This is a genomic window from Hespellia stercorisuis DSM 15480, assembly GCF_900142165.1.
Classification (GTDB): domain Bacteria; phylum Bacillota; class Clostridia; order Lachnospirales; family Lachnospiraceae; genus Hespellia; species Hespellia stercorisuis.
Genome location: NZ_FQZY01000145.1, coordinates 1 through 1826, shown reverse-complemented (window position 1 = coordinate 1826; position 1826 = coordinate 1). Strand labels below are relative to the sequence as shown.

Below are 1826 nucleotides of genomic sequence, written 5' to 3'. Positions count from 1 at the left end.
AATGATCTCTCGGAATCTTGAGTGATCATGCCAGCGAAACTCTGGTATAGTACTTTGAAAAGTAAATATTATCCATGAACGTAAAAATGGGTACAGGAAATAGACATAACTGTCGCTATGTTTGAAAAAATGAGATATAATAATCTTAGGATTATGCTGCTTGTAGAATCAACTTTTTGAGGGTGGATTCAAAAGGCATATCCCATGCATCCAGATGCTGTAACATCAGGATGTGATAGAGGCGGCAGTACCACATCTTAGATGAACGGTGTCTGCCGTCTTCTAATTTGAAGTCTAATTTCTCACGCTTGTTAGAGCGTTCAGCAGAAGTTCTTGCATTGTATTCAAGTTTCCATTCCTTACTACTTCTTGGTGGATTGTTAAACAATCTTGGATTATCATTCATTATCAAGTGAACGGTGCGTCCGTATTTTGCATCGGAGCAGGGATTATCACAGGTGCAGTAAATGCATCCGTTTTTACGACTGATTTTAGGACATTTAAATTTACTCCTTCCCTTAGCTAATTCCACACCATCACGATGCATACGAAATCCAGCCTGGCAAATAGGAACCCCATCTTTATCAATGGTGAAATCATTTTTATAAACTGGTGGTCTGCCACCTTTGCCATTGAGATCAATGAACGGAGTTATGTTTGCCCGTTTGCAATACCTGTAATAAGGCATCGCATCGTGTGCGGAATCGAGGAGCAGTTTGATTACATTGTAATGAGGCAAAAAACTTTTTAATCGAAAAAAGTTATGTAGGAATCCATGAGAATCATGTTTGGATGCAGGATGAAGTAATGGAAAAATAGGTAAGTCGCTTTTGGAGTCAACATTCATGTATAAGTCGTAGCCATGATACCAACAGTCTCTGGACGAGTCCCAGCCTATATCACAATCAGGTTGAGAAAAATATCTGTCACACTTACAGTCAGTGATGCCTTTAGAAGCACAGTCGCAGACACGATGCTTGCGTTCTCTGTGAGAGGTGACAACAGGAGTTCCATCTCCTGCGAGAGCAAGGTCAGTTGTATCAATGAGTCCTTTTGAAACAGAAGTTTCAAGGAATTCAGCTTTGTATAATTGAAACAAAGAACCGTAAGGTTGGTCATCAATAAGAAAGGTTGTATTTTCCAATTCGGGAAGTAATTGTTCTACAGTAACTTTCTCTACAGAATCGGCTTTTGTACCTTTTTTCTTAGGCTTTTTCACCTTGATTTTAAGCGGATGGATATGTGGTGAAAGGTGATTTTCATCGTGATCCCACAACCTGGAGAAAAAGTCATAGAAGGTACCAACACCCGGAGTATCACCAAACTCAAAACCGCTAAGAAGGGCATAAAGAGGATTGATTTTAAGCTGTGCAGCCCAGTCTGTTACAGAAGATACTTTAAAATCAATGGACAACAGGTAGGAACGCTGCATACAGGATGGAGTTCTTGGCTTTGGACCAAAGACAGAGTATTTAGGCTTCATAAATTCATCAGTAAAAGAAAGATCAAGGTTCCAAAAACGGTCGATGATATCCCATGTAGAACGTGCAATGGAATCAGGATTAGGATAGTATTTGCGTAAATTTTCAAAAATAAAGTTTTGGTAGTCAGTATGACTGCCACAGTTAACAGGTAACAAAAAATCGCCTCCAATCGAAAAATGTGTACCACCCGCAAACGAACGGTATTTATTAATCAATAGGCGCGAAGCGCCGCATTTTTCGACGAAGTTGTCAAGTATTTTGGGCAAAAAAGTGGGGGATTTTAATAAAAAAGGAATCTGAAAGCCTTGAATTTACTGGCTTAGAGATTCCGAGAGATTATGA

1 protein-coding gene is annotated in these 1826 nt (G+C 39.4%); it reads right to left on the bottom strand.

Going from position 1 to position 1826, the window contains the following annotated elements; genetic code table 11:
* Positions 1–151 precede the first annotated feature (151 nt).
* Positions 152–1639 carry a hypothetical protein gene (locus tag BUB85_RS20780; protein WP_073113370.1) on the bottom strand — a complete coding sequence of 496 codons (1488 nt, stop codon included), beginning with the start codon at positions 1637–1639 and terminating at the stop codon, positions 152–154.
* Positions 1640–1826 lie beyond the last annotated feature (187 nt).